17 protein-coding genes are annotated in these 22,874 nt (G+C 61.3%); 9 read left to right on the top strand and 8 right to left on the bottom strand.

What is annotated here, in order from left to right; all coding sequences use genetic code 11:
- Positions 1–39: 39 nt before the first annotated feature.
- The gene (locus tag AC13F2_RS04100; protein ID WP_222828568.1) at positions 40–1,056 is read left to right on the top strand and encodes a serine hydrolase; all 1,017 of its coding nucleotides are present in this window, start codon (positions 40–42) and stop codon (positions 1,054–1,056) included.
- Positions 1,057–1,148: 92 nt separating this feature from the next.
- Here AC13F2_RS04100 and AC13F2_RS04095 read toward each other — a convergent pair whose 3' ends face one another.
- Positions 1,149–1,421 (bottom strand): hypothetical protein, encoded by a 273-nt coding sequence (locus AC13F2_RS04095; RefSeq protein WP_103022998.1) that lies wholly within the window; start codon positions 1,419–1,421, stop codon positions 1,149–1,151.
- 248 nt (positions 1,422–1,669) lie between these two features.
- On the opposite strand from AC13F2_RS04095, the gene polA reads away from it, so the two are divergent.
- Genes polA through AC13F2_RS04080 form a run of 3 tightly spaced genes read left to right on the top strand, consistent with a single transcriptional unit; the run spans position 1,670 to position 6,946 of the window.
- A complete protein-coding gene (gene polA / locus AC13F2_RS04090; protein WP_482964390.1) occupies positions 1,670–4,534 on the top strand; it encodes a DNA polymerase I in 2,865 nt (954 codons plus the stop codon).
- Entirely contained in the window at positions 4,516–5,811 is a 1,296-nt protein-coding gene (locus AC13F2_RS04085) for a sensor histidine kinase (RefSeq protein ID WP_482964389.1), read from the top strand. The genes polA and AC13F2_RS04085 overlap by 19 nt, the downstream gene beginning before the upstream one ends.
- Positions 5,812–5,866: 55 nt before the next feature.
- Positions 5,867–6,946: a mechanosensitive ion channel family protein gene (locus AC13F2_RS04080; protein WP_482964388.1), complete on the top strand. Its 1,080-nt coding sequence runs from the start codon at positions 5,867–5,869 to the stop codon at positions 6,944–6,946.
- Here the strand turns inward: AC13F2_RS04080 and AC13F2_RS04075 are convergent.
- On the bottom strand, positions 6,943–9,270 hold the full coding sequence (locus AC13F2_RS04075) for a CDC48 family AAA ATPase (RefSeq protein ID WP_103023089.1): 2,328 nt from the start codon (positions 9,268–9,270) through the stop codon (positions 6,943–6,945). The genes AC13F2_RS04080 and AC13F2_RS04075 overlap by 4 nt on opposite strands.
- Positions 9,271–9,785: 515 nt before the next feature.
- On the opposite strand from AC13F2_RS04075, the gene AC13F2_RS04070 reads away from it, so the two are divergent.
- The 3 genes from AC13F2_RS04070 (at position 9,786) to AC13F2_RS04060 (ending at position 13,082) form a co-directional block, all read left to right on the top strand.
- Complete coding sequence (locus AC13F2_RS04070; RefSeq protein WP_482964387.1) at positions 9,786–10,709, top strand: 5'-nucleotidase, lipoprotein e(P4) family; 924 nt, start codon at positions 9,786–9,788, stop codon at positions 10,707–10,709.
- A 62-nt stretch (positions 10,710–10,771) separates the two neighbouring features.
- The gene (locus tag AC13F2_RS04065; RefSeq protein ID WP_482964386.1) at positions 10,772–11,905 is read left to right on the top strand and encodes an NAD(P)H-dependent flavin oxidoreductase; all 1,134 of its coding nucleotides are present in this window, start codon (positions 10,772–10,774) and stop codon (positions 11,903–11,905) included.
- 37 nt (positions 11,906–11,942) lie between these two features.
- Positions 11,943–13,082 (top strand): CaiB/BaiF CoA transferase family protein, encoded by a 1,140-nt coding sequence (locus tag AC13F2_RS04060; RefSeq protein WP_482964418.1) that lies wholly within the window; start codon positions 11,943–11,945, stop codon positions 13,080–13,082.
- A gap of 3 nt (positions 13,083–13,085) precedes the next feature.
- Here the strand turns inward: AC13F2_RS04060 and metK are convergent, their stop codons facing one another.
- The 6 genes from metK to hisS form a co-directional block, all read right to left on the bottom strand.
- Entirely contained in the window at positions 13,086–14,324 is a 1,239-nt protein-coding gene (gene metK, locus AC13F2_RS04055; RefSeq protein ID WP_482964385.1) for a methionine adenosyltransferase, read from the bottom strand.
- Positions 14,325–14,354: 30 nt separating this feature from the next.
- A complete protein-coding gene (gene lnt, locus AC13F2_RS04050; RefSeq protein ID WP_482964384.1) occupies positions 14,355–15,947 on the bottom strand; it encodes an apolipoprotein N-acyltransferase in 1,593 nt (530 codons plus the stop codon).
- Positions 15,948–15,989: 42 nt separating this feature from the next.
- On the bottom strand, positions 15,990–16,751 hold the full coding sequence (locus AC13F2_RS04045; protein ID WP_196847487.1) for a DUF4167 domain-containing protein: 762 nt from the start codon (positions 16,749–16,751) through the stop codon (positions 15,990–15,992).
- A gap of 241 nt (positions 16,752–16,992) precedes the next feature.
- A complete protein-coding gene (prmC, locus tag AC13F2_RS04040) occupies positions 16,993–17,823 on the bottom strand; it encodes a peptide chain release factor N(5)-glutamine methyltransferase (protein WP_482964383.1) in 831 nt (276 codons plus the stop codon).
- A gap of 33 nt (positions 17,824–17,856) precedes the next feature.
- Complete coding sequence (gene prfA / locus AC13F2_RS04035; protein WP_482964382.1) at positions 17,857–18,924, bottom strand: peptide chain release factor 1; 1,068 nt, start codon at positions 18,922–18,924, stop codon at positions 17,857–17,859.
- 2 nt (positions 18,925–18,926) lie between these two features.
- On the bottom strand, positions 18,927–20,162 hold the full coding sequence (gene hisS, locus AC13F2_RS04030) for a histidine--tRNA ligase (RefSeq protein ID WP_482964381.1): 1,236 nt from the start codon (positions 20,160–20,162) through the stop codon (positions 18,927–18,929).
- 139 nt (positions 20,163–20,301) lie between these two features.
- On the opposite strand from hisS, the gene AC13F2_RS04025 reads away from it, so the two are divergent.
- Together AC13F2_RS04025 and ppa are read left to right on the top strand one after the other, a co-directional pair.
- Entirely contained in the window at positions 20,302–22,242 is a 1,941-nt protein-coding gene (locus tag AC13F2_RS04025; RefSeq protein WP_482964380.1) for a M61 family metallopeptidase, read from the top strand.
- Between the two features lie 97 nt (positions 22,243–22,339).
- The gene (gene ppa / locus AC13F2_RS04020; protein WP_103022989.1) at positions 22,340–22,873 is read left to right on the top strand and encodes an inorganic diphosphatase; all 534 of its coding nucleotides are present in this window, start codon (positions 22,340–22,342) and stop codon (positions 22,871–22,873) included.
- The last annotated feature ends 1 nt before the right edge of the window (position 22,874 follow it).

Below are 22,874 nucleotides of genomic sequence, written 5' to 3'. Positions count from 1 at the left end.
TTAATATTTGCCTAACCATAGAGGGTGTATGGGGTCGATATGGGAAAAGGAATTTTCGGACGGTTGCTTGCAATCGGGGCTATGGCCTTTGCCGCCCCGGCGCTCGCACAGGGAAGCGGCTTCGAAGCGCAATTCGACAATACTCTGGGCACCGAGTTGCGCGTGCCTCAGAGTCAAGGGACGCTCTATTCTTCGCCCCTCGAAAGCCGGATTGCTCAGCTTGCCGATGGATCGAATGGGCGGATCGGTGTCTATGCTGTCGATCTGACGTCTGGCCGGGAAATAGGCGTACTCGCCGATCAGCGGTTTCCCTTGGCAAGCACCAGCAAGGTCGCCATTGCAGCCACCTATCTCGCTGGAGTGGATGAGGGCCGGTGGAGCCTCACCAGCGAATATCGTCTTCCCCGCCCCGGCGGCGCATATATGCCTGCATACCGCCACCTCAGCCTGATGATCAGCAAGAGCTGCAATGACTGCACCGACGCTCTTCTTAATGCAGTTGGTGGGCCGTCCGCCGTCAATAAATGGATGCGAGGAGCGGGTATCGAAGGCTTCGAACTCACCCGCAATATCGCCACCCTTATTCGCCAGGACGGTAGTATCGATCCGGCCTGGAGCGTCGATACGAAGGATAGCGCTACCCCGCGCGCGATGGGCCAACTGCTTGCCGGCATCTATCAGGGCAAATGGCTGAGCGAGCATTCCCGCCGCGTCTTGTTGGATGCGATGCTTGAAACGACTACTGGCAAACGGCGCATGCGCTCGGTCTTGCCGGTAAGCGCCAATCTTGCTCATAAAACGGGTACGCTGGCTCGTACCGCTAGCGACATTGGTATCTTTCTGACGCCCGACGGGCGTGCGATTGCCGCCGCGATTTATGTGACTGGCCAGAGCCCGTCCATGGCCGTCGAGAATGGTAGCCGTAGCGAGAAGCTCAATGCACGCGCCAACCGCGATTCACGTATCTCGACGATTACGCAGGCACTTTATAATGGGTTCGGCACAAGAGCGCAGGATGGACGCAACTGGGCGAGTGCCGATTACGGCGGCGAATAAGCTCGCTCTCATCGACCATTAAAAAAGGGCGGTGCCGAAAGGCACCGCCCTTTTCTATACGTGAACGGGAAACCGTTCGCGAAGCAGGTCGATTAGTCGGCCTGAGCTTCTGCGGTGGTTTCGTCCTGCACGTCTGCTTCGACTTCGGCAGCAGCGTGGTCAGCGTCGGCAGCCATGTCTTCAGCGCCAGCTTCCATCGACTGACCAGCCGATTCCATTGCGTCGCCAGCAGCTTCCATGTTCGCTTCAGCGTCTGCAGCAGCGTTGTCAGCAGTGGTCGCAGCCGAATCTTCGGTAGCTTCCGAACATGCGGCGAGGGTCAGAGCAGCAGCCGAAGCAGCAGCGAAAAGAGCGATCTTGCGCATAGGTATAAATCCTTGAACAGCGAGTTTTGCTTACGGTACAAAAGACTTGCGTCCCCACACCGAGCGAGCGCCCAATTGAGGCGTCACAGTGGCTAAATAGTGGCGGGATTGAGGCATCGCAAGGATAATCGCACTCTCACTGCCACATTTCCGCCTTAATTAGGGCGAGCTCACCTTGATTCCCGCGCGATCTTAATAGGGAGAAAAAGTCGCTCCCCAATAGGTCTGCCCGTTGCTAAGCCCCCGCCATGGGTGACAAACCACATCTCTACCTCGTTGACGGCTCGGCCTATATCTTTCGAGCCTACCATCGCCTTCCCCCGTTGACCGACCCTGAAGGCACGCCGGTTGGCGCTGTTTACGGTTATACCACCATGTTGTGGAAGCTGGCGGATGATCTTCATAAAGCCGACGGCCCGACGCATCTCGCGGTGATACTCGACAAGTCGAGCCACAGTTTCCGCAACGATCTTTACGACCAGTACAAGGCCAATCGGCCAGACCCGCCTGAAGATCTGGTGCCACAATTCCCTTTGATTCGAGACGCAACGCGCGCCTTCAGCCTGCCTTGCATCGAAGAACCTGACGTCGAAGCGGACGACATGATCGCCTCCTATGCCCGCGCGGCGACGCGAAAGGGCTGGGACGTCACGATTGTCAGTTCTGATAAGGACCTGATGCAATTGATCGGCCAATGCGCCGACGAAGATCTCGAACCGGGCGTCGAGGCAGGCGGCTGCATCGATATGCTCGATACGATGAAAAATGCCCGCATCGGACGCGACGAAGTCATCGAGAAATTCGGTGTGCCCCCGGAACTCGTGGGCGATGTACTCGCGCTGATGGGCGATTCTGTCGACAATATCCCCGGCATCTTCGGCGTCGGGCCGAAAACGGCCAGCAAGCTCATCGCCGAACACGGCACGCTGACCGCCGCGCTCGACGCAGCGGAAGGCATGAAGAAGAGCAAGCTGAAGGAACGCCTGCTCGAACATCGCGCAGACGCTGAACTCAGCCGCGTGCTCGTGACATTGAAAGAGGACTGCGGCCTGCCCGTGTCGCTGGACGACATGAAGCTGGTGGAAGTGCCGCCTGAACCGCTGGCTGCCTTTCTCAGCAAACATGGCTTCACCAGTCTGTTGAAGCGGCTCGACGCTGGCACTGGCAGCCCCGCGCGAACGACCGAACTCGATCCCGCCCGGCAGGATACCAAAGGCGTGACCCCCGGCGAGCAAGGCAATCGCCAGCCTCCGCCGGATTATCCTGCTGTCGATCGTTCCAGCTATGAATGCGTGCAAACGCTGTCCCGGCTCGAAGAATGGATTCAGCGCGCGCATGCCGCCCGGCTCGTTGCCGTGGATACGGAAACCAGTTCACTCGATTGCATGCTGTGCGATCTGGTCGGGATCAGCCTGGCGCTCGGTCCGAACGATGCATGCTACATCCCCCTCGGTCATGGCGGGAATGACATGTTTGCCGAACGGCCGGAGCAGATCGAAAAGGCTGCCGCGCTCGCCGCTCTGCGACCATTGCTGACAAGCGATGCCGTTACGAAAGTCTTCCACAACGGCAAATACGACCTCAACGTCCTCGCTCGCAATGGCATTACGGTATCCCCTGTCGAAGATACGATGATCATCAGCTTCGATCTGGACGCCGGCCGTCAGCTCGACGGCATCGGCGGCGGACACGGGATGGACGAGCTTGCGGACCGCCACCTTGGCCACACCTGTCTTACCTTCAAGGAAATATGCGGCACCGGGAAGAAGGCGATTCCCTTCGGTGAAGTGCCGCTCGACAAGGCGACGGAATATGCCGCGGAAGACGCCGACGTAACCTGGCGTCTGTATAAATTGCTCAAGCCCCGGCTCGCCGTTGAAGGCGGCACGAAAATCTATCAGCGCGTCGATCGGCCCCTCGTGCCTGTCGTCGCCGGCATGGAACGTCATGGCATCAAGGTTGATCGCGCCCAGCTGGCGCGGTTGTCGGAAGAGTTTGCGAGCGAGACGGCGCGGCTGGAGAAGGAAATCCACGGCATAGCCGAGCGCGAATTCACCGTCGGCAGCCCCAAACAGCTAGGTGAAGTGCTGTTTGACCAGCTGGGCTACAAAGGTGGCAAGAAGGGGAAGAGCGGGCAATACTCCACGGATCAGAGCGTACTGGAACGTCTGTCCGCCGATGGAGCGGAAATCGCCGACAAGGTGCTGGAATGGCGGCAGCTCGCCAAGTTGAAGAGCACGTATACAGACGCCCTCCAGCAGGCGATCAATCCCGAAACCGGGCGTGTCCATACCAGCTATAGCCTGGTCGGTGCACAGACGGGTCGCCTGTCTTCAACCGATCCGAACCTTCAGAACATTCCGATTCGTACAGAAATAGGGCGCCAGATTCGCGAAGCCTTCGTTGCCCAGGACGGCAACGTGCTCCTGGCTGCCGACTATTCGCAGATCGAGCTTCGCCTGGCCGCACACATGGCTGACGTGCCAAGCCTGAAGGAAGCCTTCGCCAACGGCGAGGACATTCATTCGCGCACCGCCAGCGAAATGTTCGGCGAGGTCAATCGCGATACGCGCGCGCGCGCAAAAACGATCAATTTCGCCATCCTCTATGGTATATCGCGCTGGGGTCTTGCAGGTCGCCTCGGCGTGGAAGCCGACGAGGCTCAGGCCATGATCGACACCTATTTCCAGCGTTTTCCCGGCATCCAGAAATACATCGTCCGCACCCTCGAGCAGGTCCGAGAATGCGGTTATTCGGAAACGCTGTTCGGTCGCAAGACCTGGTTCCCGCGGATAGGGTCGAAGAACCAAGCGGAACGCCAGGGTAGCGAGCGGGCAGCCATCAATGCTCCGATCCAGGGGACCAGCGCCGATATTATCAAGCGGGCGATGGTTCGCATGATGCCTGCCTTGGAAGCTGCAGGGCTCGCTCATGTGCAGATGCTGCTTCAGGTCCACGACGAATTGGTGTTCGAACTGCCCGAAAGCGATGTCGATGCAGCGCGCAAGGTCATCGAAAACGTTATGGTCAGCGCCGCCGAACCGTCTGTAAAGCTTGACGTTCCGCTAGGTGTCGATATCGGTACCGGAACCAGTTGGGGGGCAGCACACTGAGCGAGATCGAAGACTTCGTCGCGCGTACGCGAAACCCGCGCTGGATGAATGTGGCGCTGCTGCTTGTCATCGCAGCGGCCATGTTTGCGACCATCGTTCTAGCCTATCAGACCGTAGAGGCCGAACGCGCACAGCGCCGCCAGGTCGAACGTACGGTCGAGGTGCTGGAAGAGCTGCGCCAGATCAACAGCGCCGCGCTTAGTGGCGAGACCGGGCAGCGCGGTTATCTCATCACGCTCGATCGGCGATATCTTGCACCTTACCAGATGGCCCGCGAACAGCTGGAGCCGTCACTCGATCGGGTACGCGTGCTCCTCGGCGATGATGCGACGGCGCGGCAGGTCGAACTAATCGATCAGATCGATGCGCTGGCGCGCGCCAAGTTCGATGAGATGGCTGAAAGTGTCGAACTGCTCGAAAATGGTCGTCTGCTCGATGCCCGCCGTGCCACGCTGACGGACGAAGGCGTCGAAGCGATGGAGCGGCTGGTTCGCGCCATTGCGGAAATGGAAGATATCGAAAGCCGGATCCTTGCGGAACGCGCTGCCGAAGCTGCACGAAGTGAAGCTCGGGTTCTGCCGCTACTCGGCGCCCTGTTCGTGCTGCTCATCATCGCCATGCTGGCAGGGGCGCGCCTTGTCGGTCGCGCCGCGCGGGCGGAAGCCGAAGCATCGCAGGCAGCCGCAGTCAGCGAAGCGCGTGATCGCGCCGATTTGCTTGCACGCGAACTCAATCACCGGGTGAAGAACCTGTTCGCTGTCATCCTCGCGATCGTCCAGATGAGCGCGCGCGATAAGCCCGAAGCGAAGGAAGTCACCGACAGTATCGCTCAGCGCATTCGCGCGCTGCTGACCGCGCACGAGGTCAGTCAGGGCGAGCTGGAGAGGCCCGTCGCCTCGCTTCGCGCATTGGTCGAAACCTCGCTCGCTCCTTATCGCTCCGGCAAGCATCCGGCCGAGATCGAAGGTCCGGACGTCATGCTGCCGGCCAAGCGTGTTACGCCTTTGGGTCTCGTTCTGCACGAACTGACCACCAATGCCGTCAAATACGGAGCCTGGAAGAACAGGGGCACAGTCCATGTCAGCTGGACGGAAGATGATGGCATGCTCACGCTAACCTGGCGCGAAAGCGGTGCCGATCTGGAGGAATTGCCGGAACGCAAGGGTTTCGGCAGCCTGCTCATGACCAGTGCTGCCCGTCAGTTCGGCGGGACATTCGAACGCAACTTCACCAAGGACGGTTTGCAAGTCTCGATCGTATTGCCTGTGACGGATTAAAGCACCGGCCGCTTAGACTTGCGTTACGCAGCGTGCCTCCATACCGATTACACCGATGTTTGACCGCTACGATCCAGCCAATTGGCCGATCTCCATCGAAGGCCTGATCCACACGTTGATCGCGCTTGCGGCATCCATATTGATCGCCGTCGTGATACACTGGATCGTGTTCGCCATTCTGCGTCGAATTGCGCGGACATCGACCAGTGTCTTTGACGATGTTCTAGTCGAAGCAGCCCGTAAACCGCTGCGCTGGGCCGCGATAGCGTTCGCGGTTGCCATTTCCGCAGAGAACGATGCGCTGACCGGCCGCGGCTGGGATATCCTGACACGCTTTCTGATCCCCGCCGTGGTAGGATGGGTCGCCTATTCTGCCGTACGCGGTCTCGCTCTCGGATTTGAGAGGCAGATCGGGTTCTCGGGAGACCCGGTCGCGCATCGTGGTCGCCTCACACGGATCGCGATCCTGTCGCGCACGGTAAAGGTCGGGATCGTCATCATCACGATTTCCCTGATCATGCTCAACATCCCCGGTGTTCGCGATGTCGGGACTACGATGCTGGCATCGGCAGGCCTCGCCGCCCTTGCAGTGGGCGCCGCTGCGCAGCCTGCACTCAAATCGCTTATTGCCGGACTACAGATGGCTCTGACACAGCCTCTACGGATCGGGGATCTGGTCAAGGTCGATGATCAGGCCGGGCGCGTGGAAGAAATCCGGATGAGCTTCGTGACGGTCCGCACTTGGGACGAACGCGTCCTGGTCGTTCCTACGACACGCTTTCTCGACCAGAGTTTCGAAAACTGGTCGCGGGTAAGCGAGCGGCTGACAGGGCCGGTCATGCTGCATCTTGATCCCATCGCCGAGATCGATCCGATCCGCGAGGAATTCGAACGCTTCGTTCAATCCAATCCGTTGTGGGATGGACGCAATCTGGAATTGCTGATGACCGAAGCTTATCCGGAAAGCGTGGAGTTGCGTCTGTCGATGAGCGCAGAGACGATTGGCGACTTGTGGACGCTGCGCTGCGAAGTCCGCGAACACATGCTCGGCTGGATCAAACAGAACCAGCCAGACGCGCTGATCCGCCACCGCCTCGAAGTGGAAGCGGCGAACCAGCGCGCAACCGGAGCTTAGTCCCCGGCTGGCGGCGCGTGCTTCTCGTCACGCGTGCTTTCGACCATTCCTTCGTAAACGAAGCCGATCGGTCGCACATCTGCAGCGCGCTTTTTCAGTTCGCCCTGCATCTTCTTGTACTCCGCTTCCATCTGAGACGTCACGGTAGCGCGGCTGTCTCCCAAGGCCTCGGTGAAATCGGCACCGGTCACTTCCTGCACGTCGCCACCTGCTCGGTGGAGCGCGTTGAGGCCTGCCCGGCGCACCACGTCTTCCAGGTCCGCGCCGGTAAAGCGTTCGGTCTTCGAAGCTACATCGACCAGATTGACGTCGTCAGCCAGCGGCATGTCCTTCGTGTGTATCCGCAGGATCTGTTCGCGACCGCCCTTGTCGGGTGTTCCGACATAAACCAGTTCGTCGAAGCGGCCCGGGCGCAGCAGCGCGGGATCGACCAGAGTGGGACGATTGGTCGCACCAATCACCACCACCGACTGCAATTCTTCGAGCCCGTCCATTTCGGCCAGAATGGTATTCACCACCCGACCGGTCACCTGAGGTTCGCCCTGCCCGCTTCCGCGTGCCGGAACCAGACTGTCGATCTCGTCGATGAACACGACGCAGGGCGCGACGGCCCTGGCCCGTTTGAACATCCGTGCGATCTGCTGTTCGCTTTCGCCATACCATTTGGATAGCAAGTCCGAGCTTTTCATCGAAATGAAGTTCGCCTTCGCCTCCTTGGCGACGGCCTTTGCCAGCAAGGTCTTCCCGGTACCGGGAGGTCCGTAAAGCAAAAAGCCCTGAGCAGGACGGATACCGAGACGATGAAACGCCTCAGGGTTTTTCATTGGCAGTTCGATGCCTTCCTTGAGCTTGCCGATGGCATCGCCGACCCCGCCAATATCCGACCATGCGACATTGGGCACCTGAACCATAACTTCGCGCATGGCGCTTGGCTGGATACGCTTGAGCGCAGAGAGGAAATCCTCGCGGCCTACATAGAGGTCATCGAGCACTTCAGGCGGAATGGTGCGTTCGTCCAGATCGATGCGCGGCATGATCCGCCGCACCGCGTCGATCGCTGCTTCTCGGGCGAGCGCCGCAATATCTGCCCCGACGAAACCATAAGTCGCCTTGGCCAGTTCGTTCAGGTCGACCCTGTCGCCCAGCGGCATGCCGCGTGTGTGAATGCCAAGAATTTCCCGGCGCCCGCTTTCGTCGGGCACACCTATCACGATCTCGCGGTCGAAGCGTCCAGGCCTGCGCAATGCCTCGTCAATCGCTTCAGGCCGGTTGGTCGCAGCAATCACGACCAGGTTCGAGCGGGCTTCTAGCCCGTCCATCAGGGTCAGAAGCTGCGCAACAAGCCGTTTTTCCGCTTCGCCTGGCACGCGATCTCTCTTCGGCGCGATCGAATCGATCTCGTCTATGAAGATGATGGCCGGTGCCGCCTTCGTCGCCTGCTCGAACACTTCACGCAACGCTTTTTCGCTGTCGCCATAGCCCGATCCCATGATCTCGGGACCGTTGATGGTAAAGAAGTTGGCATCGCTTTCATTGGCGACGGCTTGAGCAAGCCGGGTCTTGCCCGTTCCCGGCGGGCCGTGCAGCAAAACGCCCTTGGGCGGATCGACACCCAAGCGCGTGAACAATTCTGGGTAACGCAAGGGTAACTCGACCATCTCGCGCAATTGCTGGATGGTTTCACCCATGCCGCCGACATCGTCATAATTGACGACCGCACGCGCATCGCGCGGCGGCTCGAACTCGGCGCGCAGCTCAACCTCTGTATTCTCGTCGATATGGACGATGCCCTTGGGTGTCGTCGCGACCACGCTCAGGCGAATCTGCGTGAGGGCATAGGCCGGTGCGTTGAACATGCGGCGCACTTCCGGTGGCATATTCTGCACCGGCTGCTGTCCGGTCGTCGCCACAAGGTCACCAGCGACAAGAGGTTTCCTGAAGAAGTTGCGCTTCAGCGCCTGCGCCGGGCCCTGCAAACGCATTTCCCGCTGCGCCGGCGCAAACACGACCCGGGTCGCAGGGCGCGATTCGGCGACGACCACATTCACATGTTCGCCCGACCCGACCTGCGCATTCCCGCGCTGGAGACCGTCGAGCCGCACCACATCGAGACTTTGATCTTCGTCATAAGCGGCCATGGCGATGGCAGCAGTTGCGCGCTTTCCGGTAATCTCGACGACATCGCCCTCGGTGATCCCCAACGCCTGGAAAGCAGAACGCGGCATGCGCGCGATACCCTGACCACTTTCTTCCTGTCGCGCTGCTGCGACCTGCAATCTCACTGTCTTTTCTTCTACCGCTGTCGCAGCATCCGCATCGGCCATTGGGTCGTATTCCCGTTCCTGTTGGTCTTGCCGGTTCACTTGGGGGTGGCCCCTGTGAGATACAATGAAGGAAGACGCCGCGCGGGTCCGCTCAGGCCAGAAAAAAGCCCGGCTGGAAAACCAACCGGGCTTAAAAGTCTTGGGAGAGGATGCCTAAAAGGCACGAGGAGATATGCGCGCCGGGCGGTTTTTGTGCAAGTGCGAAAAGGACAATTTTGATTGCATAATGCGCAACAAACATCGCAGCCTTGTCATTAACGCAATGATTTCCCTTAATTTGCGTCATCGGGCTTCGGCGCGCCCTCCTGCTGCGTTGCACAATTACTGTAGTATTGTGAATGTTATCAATTTTCAGGAGGCACAAGGTCGATTTCGATGCGAGTTTCTTGGCCGGACGAGGCTGTGACGCGTACATGGTCAACCGTTCCCGGTCATTGATACAGTCGATTGCGTTTCCATGGCTTGCTGTGGCAAATCGCCGACCGGTATTCTCTTGATCGTTCTGGACCTTTTAAATGAAACAGATTTTGACCCTCGCCGCCAGCGCAGTGGCCCTAGCCGGTTGCGCGACCATGAATTCGGGCCCTGTCACTGGCCCCGCGACGGTGGCGAAAGAGAAAGCGGCGCCGGACACCATGCGCTGGCTCTACGGTTCGGGGGAAGCTGCAGCGGCGTCTATCCAGACCTGGCGTCAGATTGCCGATTATTCGATCGCCGTGGTCCACCAGCGAAAGGCTCCGCAATCGGTTCCTATGGGTCTGCCAGACGGGACCACTGGCAGCATCGGAACGCCGTCCTGCATCAAGGCCGACGGTACTGCCAAACCATTTGCAGCCGTGTTCGACGTCGACGAGACCGTGCTGCTTAATACAGGCTATGAATACTGGCAGGCACTGACGGGTAAGCCGTTCGATGCCGACGAATGGGCACAATGGGCCAATAACGGTGCCGGGATCGCGCAACCGGTTCCTGGTGCAGTGACCGGCCTGCGCCGCCTTCGTGAAGCCGGAATTACGGTCATCTTCAATACCAACCGCGATTCGGACACCGCTGCTGGTGCCGTGGCAGCGATCGAAGCAGCCGGGACCGGACCGGCTGTACACGGGCAAACCCTGTTTCTGCGCGGCGACGACGATATGGGAAGCCGCAAGGATGGGCGCCGGGCGAAGATAGCCGAGAATTACTGCGTGATCGCCATGGCAGGCGACAATCTCGGCGATTTTGCCGACGTATTCAACGCGGATGAAAGTGCGATTGCTGCGCGGCGGACAATGGTCGCGCGCGGCGAATACGCACAGCTTTGGGGCAATGGCTGGTTTCTCGTACCGAACCCCGTTTACGGGGCCTGGCAAAAGGGTACTCTTGAAGAGGTATTTCCACCTGAAACCCGGTGGAAGCCATCGCCCGGCGACGCTCCGGTTACGATGACCCGCCCGTAAAGGCGGCTTGCACAGCCGAGTGCGCGGGATAGGGTGTCTCCCAGGAGGACATGCCCATGCCGATGAACCGCATATGTGAACTGACCGGGGCGGAGTTTCCACTCTTCGCCTTCAGCCACTGTCGCGACGTTGTGGCTGCCGTCAGCAAGGCGGGCGGGTTCGGGGTGCTGGGCGCTACGCGCTTCAGTCCCGAGCAGCTCGAGGAAGAGCTTGCCTGGATCGATTCGCATGTGGACGGGGCACCTTACGGCGTGGATGTTCTCGTTCCCGAAGTGATCGATCCTCGCGTCAGCGAATTGTCCGATAACAAGAGCCGGGCTGCGGCTATCGATCCCGCCTATCAAGGCTTCGTCAATTCCGTTCTCGGCCAATATGGAATTGCGCCCGAAGCCGAGATGCCGATCCTTCGCGAACGCATGGGTATCAACCCCGAGAACGGCCTTGCCCTGATGGAAGTCGCATTCCGACATCCCATCCGGCTGATTGCCAACGCATTGGGCATTGCCCCGCCCGCGATGATAAAGGAAGGCAAGCAGCGCGGCGTGCCGGTAGCTGCGCTGGTCGGGGCCAAGGAACATGCCATCCGCCAGGCCGAAGCGGGTGTCGACATCATCGTTGCGCAGGGCACGGAAGCGGGCGGCCACTGCGGCGAAGTATCGACGCTGGTGCTCGTCCCCGAGGTCGTGCGCGAACTCGCCCACCACGGTTACGATATCCCGGTGCTCGCTGCCGGGGGCATCATGACCGGGGGTCAGATGGCCGGAATGATGGCGGCGGGTGCACAGGGAGCATGGACGGGATCGGTCTGGCTCGCCACACCCGAAGCGGAAACGAGCGAGGCCTTCCGGGCCAAGATGGTCGCAGCGCGCAGTCGCGATACGGTCCGCTCGCGCAGCCGGACTGGCAAACCCGCGCGCCAACTCAAGACAGCATGGCACGATGCCTGGGATGCGCCGGGCGGTCCGGGAACCCTCCCCATGCCGCTGATGGGGATGGTCTCCGAACCCGCCTTCGCCCGGATCGAACGGGAGGCTGCGTCGGGCAATAAGGGTGCGAACGAGCTGGTAAGTTATTTCGTGGGTCAGGGCGTGGGGTTGGTCGAACAGGTTCGTTCCAGCCGGCAAGTGGTTCAGGATTTCCGCGAAGAATTCCTCGATGCCATCGGCAGCCTCGCCGCATCCGTCGGCATGGAGTGACTTGACCGGCGCGAAGCTGCCGCGCAAGCCGCACGCCATGTGGCTCGATACCCCTCGCAACCCGAATGCTCCCCTTGCCGGGCTGAAAGTCCTCGAACTTGCGCGCGTCCTGGCAGGCCCGTGGGCTGGCCAGATCCTCGCCGACCTCGGCGCCGACGTGATCAAGGTGGAAAGCCCCGATGGCGATGGGACCCGCAAATGGGGCCCACCTTGGATTGAGCGCGACCATGGAGAACGTGAAGCCGCCTATTACCACGCCGCCAATCGGGGGAAGCGTTCGATTATCGCCGATTTCAGGGAGGAGGATGATCTGGCTCGTATCCATGATCTGGCATCCTCAGCCGACGTAGTGCTCGAAAACTTCAAAACCGGGACACTGACGAAATTCGGCCTCGACTATAAAAGCCTCGCCCAGGTCAACGCCCGGCTCGTTTATTGCTCGATTACGGGGTTCGGGCAGACGGGACCGCGTGCGCACGAAGCAGGCTACGATTTCGTTATCCAGGCGATGAGCGGTTTCATGGCACTGACGGGCGAGCCGCAGGGGCAGCCGATGAAGATGGGCATTTCCATTTCGGACCTCACCTGCGGACTGTACTCCGTTATCGGCATTCAGGCCGCGCTCGCTATGCGCGCGCGGACAGGTCGCGGACAGCATGTCGATATGGCACTGCTGGACTGTTCGGTAGGTTTGCTTGCCAGCCAGGCGACGCATTTTCTCACTACCGGCGAAAATCCACCCCGAATGGGTAACGAGCACGCACAGGTCAGCGCTTATGGCGTATTCCCCGTCGCCGATGGCAAGGTCGTGCTCGCACCTGCCAACGACGGCCTGTTCCGCCGCCTCCTGACCCTACTCGGTCGTAACGATTTGCTGGCCGACGAACGCTTTGCCACCAACGAGGGACGCCTGGCCGATCGCGAAGAGCTCGATGCGATTATCGCAGGTGAAACGTCCAAGTGGCAGATGGACGAATTGCTTGCCGATTGCGCGGCGGCTGGGATCCCGGCCGGCCGCGTCAACGCCGTGGATGCGGTGTTCGACGACCCTCAGGTGAAGGCCCGCGGCATGCGTTTCGATCTCGATGGAATTCCCGGCGTACGCACGCCCCTTACCTTCTCCGATGCGGAGCTGGCACTCGATCGCCCCAGCCCGCGCAAGGGAGAGCACGGCTGAACGTTAGTTTAGCGCAGCCTTCAGATCGTCGACCAGATCGGTGCGCTCCCAGGGGAAGTGCTCGCCATCGGCCTGACGACCGAAATGGCCATACGCCGCGCTCTGGCGATAGATCGGTTTGTTTAGTCCAAGATGCATGCGGATACCGCGCGGGGTAAGACCACCCAGTTTCTCGATCCCGCGGATCGCGTCCTCAAGTGCCTCATCGGTGACGCCATCGGCACTGGTCCCGTGCGTATCAACATACAGCGAGAGAGGCTTGGATACGCCGATCGCATAGGACAGCTGGATGGTGCAGCGCTTGGCAAGTCCGGCCGCCACGATGTTCTTCGCCAGATAGCGGGTGATATAGGCAGCTGAACGGTCGACCTTGGTCGGGTCCTTTCCGCTGAATGCGCCGCCGCCATGCGGGGCTGCACCGCCATAAGTATCGACAATGATCTTGCGGCCGGTAAGGCCGGCATCACCATCGGGTCCGCCGATTTCGAACGCCCCAGTGGGATTGATATGCCATTCGGTATCGTCGGTCAGCCAGCCTTCGGGCATGATGTCGCCGACCACCTTTTTCACATAGGACTTGAGTTCGGCTTCCTTTTCGCCCTCATGATAGCCTTTGCCATGCTGGGTCGAAACGACCACTGCGGTGCAGGCCACCGGCTTGCCGTTTTCATAGCGCAGCGTAACCTGGCTCTTTGCGTCGGGCTCGAGGAAGGGTGCAGTGCCGCTCTTGCGGTCAGCGGCCAGCTGTTCGAGGATCTTGTGGCTGTAGTCGAGGGTCGCCGGCATGAGATCAGGCGTCTCGTCGCATGCGAATCCGAACATGATGCCCTGATCGCCTGCACCTTCGTCCTTGTTGCCGCTTGCATCTACGCCTTGGGCGATCTCGGATGACTGGCCGTGAAGGTGGTTTTCGAAGGTCAGCGTTTTCCAGTGAAAACCGTCCTGCTCATAGCCGATATCGCGCACGGTCTGGCGAACGGCGCGCTCGATCTCTTCCTTTGCACCGGGAGCCCATCCCCCGTTGACGGCCCAGTCGGTATTATTCGCGTCGTACATCGGGGCGCAGCGAATTTCGCCCGACAGGATGACACGCTGGGTGGTCGTCATGGTTTCGCAAGCCACGCGCGCTTCCGCATCCTTGGCCAGCATCAGATCTACGATGGCGTCGGAAATCTGATCCGAAACCTTATCGGGATGCCCTTCCGAAACGCTTTCGGATGTGAACAGGAAACTGGTGCGCATAGAGATCGAAATCCTGATATAAAGAAGTCTTTATGTGTCTTCCCCGCGGTAGCCTTCCATGTGCCGTATGGCAACCAGCGAAAGCGCAAGCAAAGCGGCGCCCCAAAGCAGAGTGAGCCAGTGGCCAAGTCGGGCGAAGGGCGTGGCAGCGTGCGGCGGAGGTACGAGCGTATCGATCCGCCCTGCAACATTGCGCCCGATATGCTCGCGCACAACGCTGCGGGCATCGATCACGGCGCTGATCCCGGTGGTAGTGGATCGCAGCACCGGTAGTCCTTCTTCCGCAGCACGCATTCGCGCCTGCGCAAGGTGCTGCGGCGGTCCCCAGAGGCCGAACCAGCCATCGTTCGACGGGTTGAAGATATAATCGGGGCGGTTGGCCCGATCCACCACTTCGCCCGAGAACACGATTTCGTAGCAGATCTGCATGCCCGCGCGCCCATAGTCGCCCAGGTCTTGGGTCTGCGGGCCCGGTCCCGGAATGAAATCGATTGTCCCGGCAACGAGCCGCGAAAGGCCCAGCGGCTCGAGCAGGCCGCGCATCGGCAGGTATTCGCCGTACGGCACCAGATGCGCCTTGGCGTATCTCTCGCCCAACTGACCCTGCGGATCGACCGAGGTGACCGTATTATATGCCCCCACCGCTTTTTCGCGTCCGTCTACCATTCCGATTTCGAGGTCCACGACACCGGTCAGCAACAGGCTGTCCGGACCGATGGCCTGCCCCACGCGTGCGCGGGCGAAGGCGGGATCGCCCGCCGCCGTCATCTGGGTGTAGTACCGCTGCGGATAGCCATCGCGCAGGTAGTCGGGGATTCCGCTTTCCGGCCACAGTACCAGGCGCCGGCTTTGCGAACCTTCGGCGCGGCTCAGCCCGGCAATGCGCTGGAATTGTTCTTCGAACTTGGAAGCATCGTCGATCTCGTCCTGTCGCAAATTGGGCTGCACCAGCGTCAGCGGCAAACTCCCGTCGCGGCCCTTCCCAGCCGGGAAATAGACCATAGCAACCACGAAACAGACAAGCCCTATGCCTACGAACCGTTTCGCCTGCCCGAGCCAGACAAGTGCGACGGCGAGGGCGACCGTTATCCCCGACAGGGCATAACTGCCGGCATAAGGCAGGAGGACGGCAAAGCCCGGTCGATCCCACGGGCCCAGCATCATCATGGAGAACGGCCCCCAGCTGTAACCGCTGAAAACCCAGCTACGCAGCCATTCGGCTGCGATCCACATGGCGCCGAAGGCTAGGGCAAAGGCGAGGAGGTTTGCCCGGCGCGCGATCAGCCAGGCCGCGCAGGTGGCAAAGGCGGGCCACACGGCGAGATACAGGGCCAGCAGCGGAACGGCAGCCCAACCGAGGATCGCGGGCATTTCCGCCTGATAGGTAAAGGCTGTGGCGATCCAGTTGTCGGTAACGGTGAAATGGGCAACGCCGAACAGCCATCCGGCCAGAAGCGCGCGTTTCCAGCTTGGCGAATGAAAGGCCAGCCAGCCGAAAGCCCCCATCGCCGCCAGGCCGAGCGGCCACAGATGAAGGGGCTGGAAACCGAAAGCGGATGCCGCGCCCAGCAAGAGCGCGGCAATATTCGGGTGCGATCGGGCCAAGCCGGGGATTTTCTCCATCGGCCTGTCCCTTAAATCGTCAGGTCAGCACTGCAAGCGCGATCAACCGACAGCGCTTACTTCGCTGTCGTCTTCCTGCTTGCGCCGACGGCGGCGCGGTGCGGGCTTTTCATCGGAATCGTTCGCGCCGATCGATGGCGGCAGCACGGTGGCATCGATACCGCCATCGCTTCCCGCAGAGCTATCGCTTGTCTTCGGCTTGCGCGGTGCGCGACGCTTCTTGGGTGCTTCGCCCTCTTCGTCGCGGCGTGTGAACGGATTTTCGGAAGGCTCGAACTCGCTTTCGCCATCGGCTGCATCGTCGTTGCGCGGTTTGCGACCGCGCGGCTTGCGAGCACCGTCGTCTTCGTTATCGGAACGGCGAGCGCGCGGCTGGCGCACTTCGTCTTCATCGTCATCCCGATCGTCGCGGCGAGCGCGCGGCTTGCGATTGTCGTCGTCCTGATCGTCGCGGCGGCCGCGCGGGCGACGATTGTTGCGGCGATCATCACCGTCGTCATCGTCGTCGTCATCGTCCGACTGATTATGTCCGCGCTCGTCGTGGCGTTTCGCCTTGGCTTCGTCCTGACGGGCCTTGTTGTCGGCGATGACACGGAAATAATGGTCGGCGAACTGCAGATAATATTCGGCCTGCACGCGGTCGCCATTATGCTGGGCGTCCTGGGCAAGCTTCTTGTACTTGTCGAGCAGTTGCGGGGCATTGCCGCGAGCGCGGCTGTCGATCCGGTTGCCCGAATTGGCGCCGCCCTGATTGCGATTATTCCCGCGTCCGCGACGGCGGTTATTATTGCGATTGTTGTTCAAGGGTAGCTGGTCCTCATTAAATGCGCGGCGTAGACCATAAAACCGGTCCACAACTGGCCGCGTGACCCCTTGCGCGCCTGCGCCTGTCGCAGTTCGCGTGCCCCGGTTTGTGCATGGTATGCGGGGCCGGAGCCTCGCACCAAAACTGCAATGTCGGAGCTGGAACCGGTGGGGAGGCGTTAGCCGCGCACCACTGGCCTGGGGCCAGAGTTAAGCGTTCGAATCGCCTTTGCCAAGTCTTTTATCTCAGGATCAATGCGCGCGGTCGATCGGCGAGGTCGCGGCGCGTCTCCGGGGCGAAGCCCGATTCGCTCGCGATGGCTCCGACGGCTTCGGCCTGCCCTGCCCCGATTTCGAATATCGCGACGCCGCCGGGCACAAGCAGCTTGCCAAGCTGTGGGACTATGGCCCGATAGTCGTCAAGCCCTTCCGGTCCGGCAAACAGTGCCGTAGGCGGTTCGAATTCGCGCACGTCGGGATCGAGGATGGCATCGCTTTCAACATAGGGGGGATTGCACAGCACCAGGTCGAAACGGCCCAGATCGCGCGCCCAGCCCGCCTCCAGCCAGTTCGCTTGTACAAATTGCGCGCGTCTCGCCAGCCCCAACCTCTGGCCATTGGCGCTGGCCACGGCAAGAGCAGCAGCAGAGGCGTCGATGCCCACCCCCTTTGCATCGGGCCGCTCGTGCAGGAAAGCCAGCAGCAGCGCGCCCGACCCTGTCCCCATATCGAGCACGCGGGCATCGTGCCGGGCATAATCGAGCGCTGCCTGGACGATCGTTTCGCTGTCGCCGCGCGGGATCAGCGTATCGGGGGTCACGGCGAATTCGAGCCCGAAGAATTCCTGTACGCCCAGCAGATGCGCCACAGGCTCGTGGGCCGCGCGTCGCTCAATCAGCCGATCGAAACCGGCCGCATGCGGCGCAGCCTCGTCGCGCATCCGCAACAGCAGCAGTTGGGAACGTGACACGCCCAGCACATGCGCCATCAGCAGTTCGGCATCGAGCCGGGCGGTATCGCTGGTGGCGCTAAGCCGCTCCGCTGCCGCGCGGATCGCGTCGGCAATGGTCATGCGGCCATCCATCGGGTCACACAGACCACGGCCTTATTCGGCCATTGCGGCAAGCCGCTTTGCCTCATCCTCGGCGATCAGTGCGTCGACCAGTTCGCCAAGGCCCGGCCCGGCAATGATCTGCGGCAGTTTCTGCAGCGTCAGACCGATCCTGTGGTCGGTCACCCGGCCCTGCGGGTAATTGTAGGTGCGAATGCGCTCGGACCGGTCGCCGCTGCCCACCATGGCCTTGCGCGCTTCCGCTTCGGCCCCCTGCGTCGCCTCGCGCTGCGCATCGTAGAGCCGGGTCCGCAAAACCTGCATCGCCTTTTCGCGGTTCTTGTGCTGGCTGCGGCCGTCCTGGCACGTGACCACCGTGTTCGTGGGCAGGTGCGTGATGCGGATCGCGCTGTCGGTGGTGTTGACGTGCTGCCCACCCGCACCGCTGGCGCGATAGGTGTCGATCTTGAGGTCGGTCGGATCGATCTGCACGTCGACCTCGTCCGGCTCGGGCAGGACCGCCACGGTCGCGGCAGAGGTATGGATGCGTCCGCCGCTTTCGGTCTCGGGCACGCGCTGCACGCGGTGCACACCGCTTTCGAACTTCAATTTCGCGAAAACGCCGGTGCCGGTGACATTGGCAACAATTTCCTTGAAGCCGCCGACCTCGCTTGCGCTCATGCTGACCGGCTCGACCTTCCAGCCCTGCTCGGCCGCGAAACGCTCGTACATGCGATAAAGATCGCCCGCGAACAGCGCTGCCTCATCGCCGCCCGTCCCCGCGCGGATTTCGAGCATGGCGGGTTTGGCATCGGCGCTGTCGCGCGGCAGCATGGCGACGGCCAGCGAATGCTCAGCCTCGGGCAGGCGCTTCTTCAGCGCAGCGATTTCCTCTTCGGCCATCGCTTTCATTTCCGGATCGCCGAGCATTTCCTCGAGATCGACAAGCTCCGCCCGCATCGCCTGAACCTCGGACGCGACCTTCGCCACCGGTTCGAGTTCGGCATAATCGCGGCTCGCCTGAACGAATTCGTCGCCTTCAAGCTGGCCAGACGCCATCCGCGCCTCGAGCTCGGCGAAGCGATGAGTGATCTGGTCGAGGCGTTCTGCGGGTATCTGCATGATCAGCCGAGGATCTTCTCGATTGCCGCGCGTGCTTCGTCCTCGGCCTTGATACGCATGTTTTCCGCGCCATCGCGCAGGTCGAAGGCAACGATAGTTTCAGCGCCGGCCTTGACCGCCTTGTCGAACCGCTTGCGCGCACTGCCCGATGCCATCAGCTCGGCGGAATGTCCGGCGGCCCTGATCTTGCCGATAGCCACGATGGCGCGATTCATAAGTTCGTCGTTTTCAACCACCACGACCACATCCGCTTTCGGTTCGACCTTGTCGCCCACCAGCATCGCCAACCGTTCGATCCCCGCAGCCCAACCGACCGCGGGCGTAGCCGCACCGCCAAGGCTTTCCATCAGCCCGTCATAGCGTCCGCCGCCGAGAATCGTGCTCTGGCTCCCGAGTTTGCCTGCCGCGTCGCTACCCTCGTCGGGGATGAATTCGAACGCCGTGTGGCGGTAATAGTCGAGCCCGCGCACTAGGCTTTCCGCGCGTGTCCAGTTTACGCCCGCGGCATCGAGGCCGCTGGTCACTGCATCGAAGAAGGCTTTCGCTTCGTCCGTCAGGAAATCGTCGATCTTCGGCGCATCGGCAACGAAACGCTGGTCGCGGCGATCCTTGCTGTCGAGAATGCGCAGGGGATTCTTCTCCAGCCGCTCCTGCGAATCTTCGGACAGTTCGTCTTTCACTTCGCGGAAGTGCTCGACCAACGCGCCGCGCCATGCCTCGCGGCTGTCGCCATCGCCCAGCGTGTTGAGGTGCAACGTCACACCCTCGATGCCCAGTTCCTTCAGCAAATGATCGGCCATGGTCAGCAGCTCGACGTCTGCTTGTGGTTCCCCCGCACCGATGATTTCGGCGTCGATCTGGTGGAACTGGCGATAGCGCCCCTTCTGCGGGCGCTCGTAACGGAACAGCGGCCCATGCGTCGCCAGCTTTACCGGGGCATGTTGCTGCCAGCCATTGGAAAGAAAGGCGCGGGCAATACCGGCGGTGAATTCGGGACGCAGGGTCAGGCTCTCGCCGCCGCGATCGTCGAAGCTGTACATTTCCTTCGACACCACATCGGTCGTCTCGCCGATCGCCCGGCTGAATACCTCGGTCTTCTCGAACACCGGCATTTCGGCGCGGCGGAAGCGATAGAGCTTGCGCACACGCTCGAAGGTTTCGACCACGAAGGCGAAAGCCTCAGCATCGGCGCCGAAAATATCCTGGGTGCCACGGATGGCTTGCGGGGTCTTGCTCATGGCGCGCGCTTTAGGTGCGTTGGGCCTCGGCAGCAAGCGGTCGGCACGCCGCCGCCCTTCTGCACGTCGGTGGAGCCGAGCGTGCCGCTGGTCGAGGGCGCCCTTGCCTTCCGCAGGCCATCCAAGCATCTACACCGCCATGAAAATCACCACCGTTCCCGCTACGCTCGTCGCTGCCCTGCTCGTCTCCAGCCCCCTCCAGGCCCAGCCGGATACCAACTCCGCGCCGATCGCGCCGCAACTTAGCGATGCGACTCCACTGCCCCAGGATACGCCGTGGCCCGGTGGAACGATCGGACTTGATATCGATGCCACCGATACCCGCCGTGCGGTCTATTCGGTTACCGAGACCATCCCGGTGCCTGCCGGAATGCGCGAACTGGCCCTCCTGCTTCCCGAATGGCTGCCGGGGAAACATTCCGCTCGCGGGCAGATCAACCTGCTGTCGAACATCCGCTTCAGCGCCAACGGCCAGCCGCTCGAATGGAAACGCGATCCGCTCGACGTATTCCGCTTCGTGGTCGACGTACCGGAAGGTGTCACGGAAGTAACAGCACAGTTCATGCACACCTCACCCGTCACCGGCCGCGAGGGACGGATCACGATGACGCAGGAAATGCTCAACCTCCAATGGGAAGCGATGAGCCTCTACCCCGAAGGCCATTACACGCGCCGCATCGCGTTCAAGCCTACGGTCACCGTTCCGCAAGGGTGGGAAGTGTTCACCGCGCTCGATGGCAAGGCGCGCAGCGGCGACACGGTGACCTGGGAAACGGTCGATTACGAAACGCTGGTCGATTCGCCGATCTTCGCGGGCCGTTACGCGAAGCAATGGTCGCTCGATCCCGAAGTCACGCTCGATGCGGTGGCCGACGCGCCCAAATATCTCGAGCTTGCACCTCAAAACCTGCGCACCTTCGAAAAGCTGATCGACGAGGCGGATGCGGTTTTCGGCGCGCGCCATTTCGATCACTACAATTTCCTGCTGGCAATGACGGACCGCATGGGCGGGATCGGGCTGGAGCATCACCGGTCCAGCGAAAACCAGTACGAGCCGGAAGCGCTGATCGACTGGGAAAAGATGGATTGGGCCCGCAACGTCGTCAGCCACGAACTGGTTCACAGTTGGAACGGCAAATTCCGCCGGCCAGAGGGCCTGTGGACGCCCGACTATCGCACCCCGATGCAGAACTCGCTGATGTGGGTGTACGAAGGCCAGACTCAGTTCTGGGGTTGGGTGCTGGCGGCTCGTTCGGGTCTGCAGGGAAAGGACACGGTGCTGGGCATGTTCGCCAATGCCGTGGCCAATTATTCCGAAGGCCAGCCCGGCCGTGCCTGGCGCAGTGTCGAGGATACGACTTACGACCCGATCACCAATTCGCGGCGTCCCCTGCCCTACAGTTCCCTCCAGCGTAGCGAGGACTATTATGTCGAAGGCGCGCTCACCTGGCTGGAAGCGGACCAGATCATCCGCGAAGGCACCAGGGGGCGCAAGGGTCTCGACGACTTCGCCAAGGCATTCTTCGGCAAGAGCGATGGCGACTGGGGCGTGTCGACCTATGATTTCGACGAAATCGTCGAGACGCTGAATGCGATCTATCCCTACGACTGGGCCGAATTCCTCGACACACGGCTGCGCCAGCCCGACCAGCCCGCCCCCGTGCGCGGTCTCGAAAAAGCCGGCTACCGCCTCGTCTGGAAAGACACGCCGAACCCCTATGCCGAAGGGCGCAGTTCCAGCGGCAAGTCGCTGGACCTGTTCTATTCGCTCGGCGTCGTTCTCGATGGCGACGGCAAGGTGTCCTCCACCTTGTGGGATGGGCCTGCATTCGATGCCGGTATCGTCAACGGCGCCACGATCGTCGCGGTCAACGGCGATGCCTATTCCAAGGACGTCATTCGCGATGCGGTGACCGCGGCCAAGGACGGCAGCGAACCGATCACCTTGCTGGTCAAGCGGGGCGAACGCTTCGATACTCTGGAAATCCCCTATCACGGCGGCCTGCGCTATCCGTGGATCGAACCGGTATCGGGCGGCACCCAGGGTCTCGATCGCCTTCTGGCAGCGCGCACGAAATAGGCAGCAAGGCGGGTTGCTAGCCGGACGGACGGACTATAAGGCGCGGCGCGAAGTCTTTCTGGGGAGAGGGGCCGACCACAACGAGAGATTAGCTGCAATGCGCATCGAAATGATTCCGACCGGCGACAATCCGCCCGAAAGCCTCAACGTCATTATCGAGGTCCCGACCGGCGGCGAACCGGTAAAGTACGAATTCGACAAGGAATCGGGCGCCCTGTTCGTCGACCGCATCCTGCACACGCCGATGCGCTATCCTGCGAACTACGGCTTCGTGCCGCACACGCTTTCGCCCGATGGCGACCCGCTCGACGCGCTGGTCATTTCGCGCAGCCCCTTCATTCCCGGCTGCGTGGTGCGGGCCCGTCCGATCGGTGTGCTCAATCTCGAGGATGAACATGGCGGCGACGAAAAGCTCGTCTGCGTGCCGATCGACACGACCTTCCCTTACTATTCGGATGTCGCCGAAACCAAGGATCTGCCGAGCATCATCTTCCAGCAGATCGAGCACTTCTTCACCCACTACAAGGACCTGGAAAAGGAAAAGTGGGTGCGGATCGGCAATTGGGGCGATGCGGCCGAAGCCAAGCGCATCATTTTGGAAAGCGTCGAGCGCTACAACAGCTCGAACTAGG

The organism is Qipengyuania sp. L-5Y (genome assembly GCF_056859455.1).
Note: the sequence above shows the minus strand (reverse complement) of the source record. Positions and strands in the feature narration are given on the sequence as shown.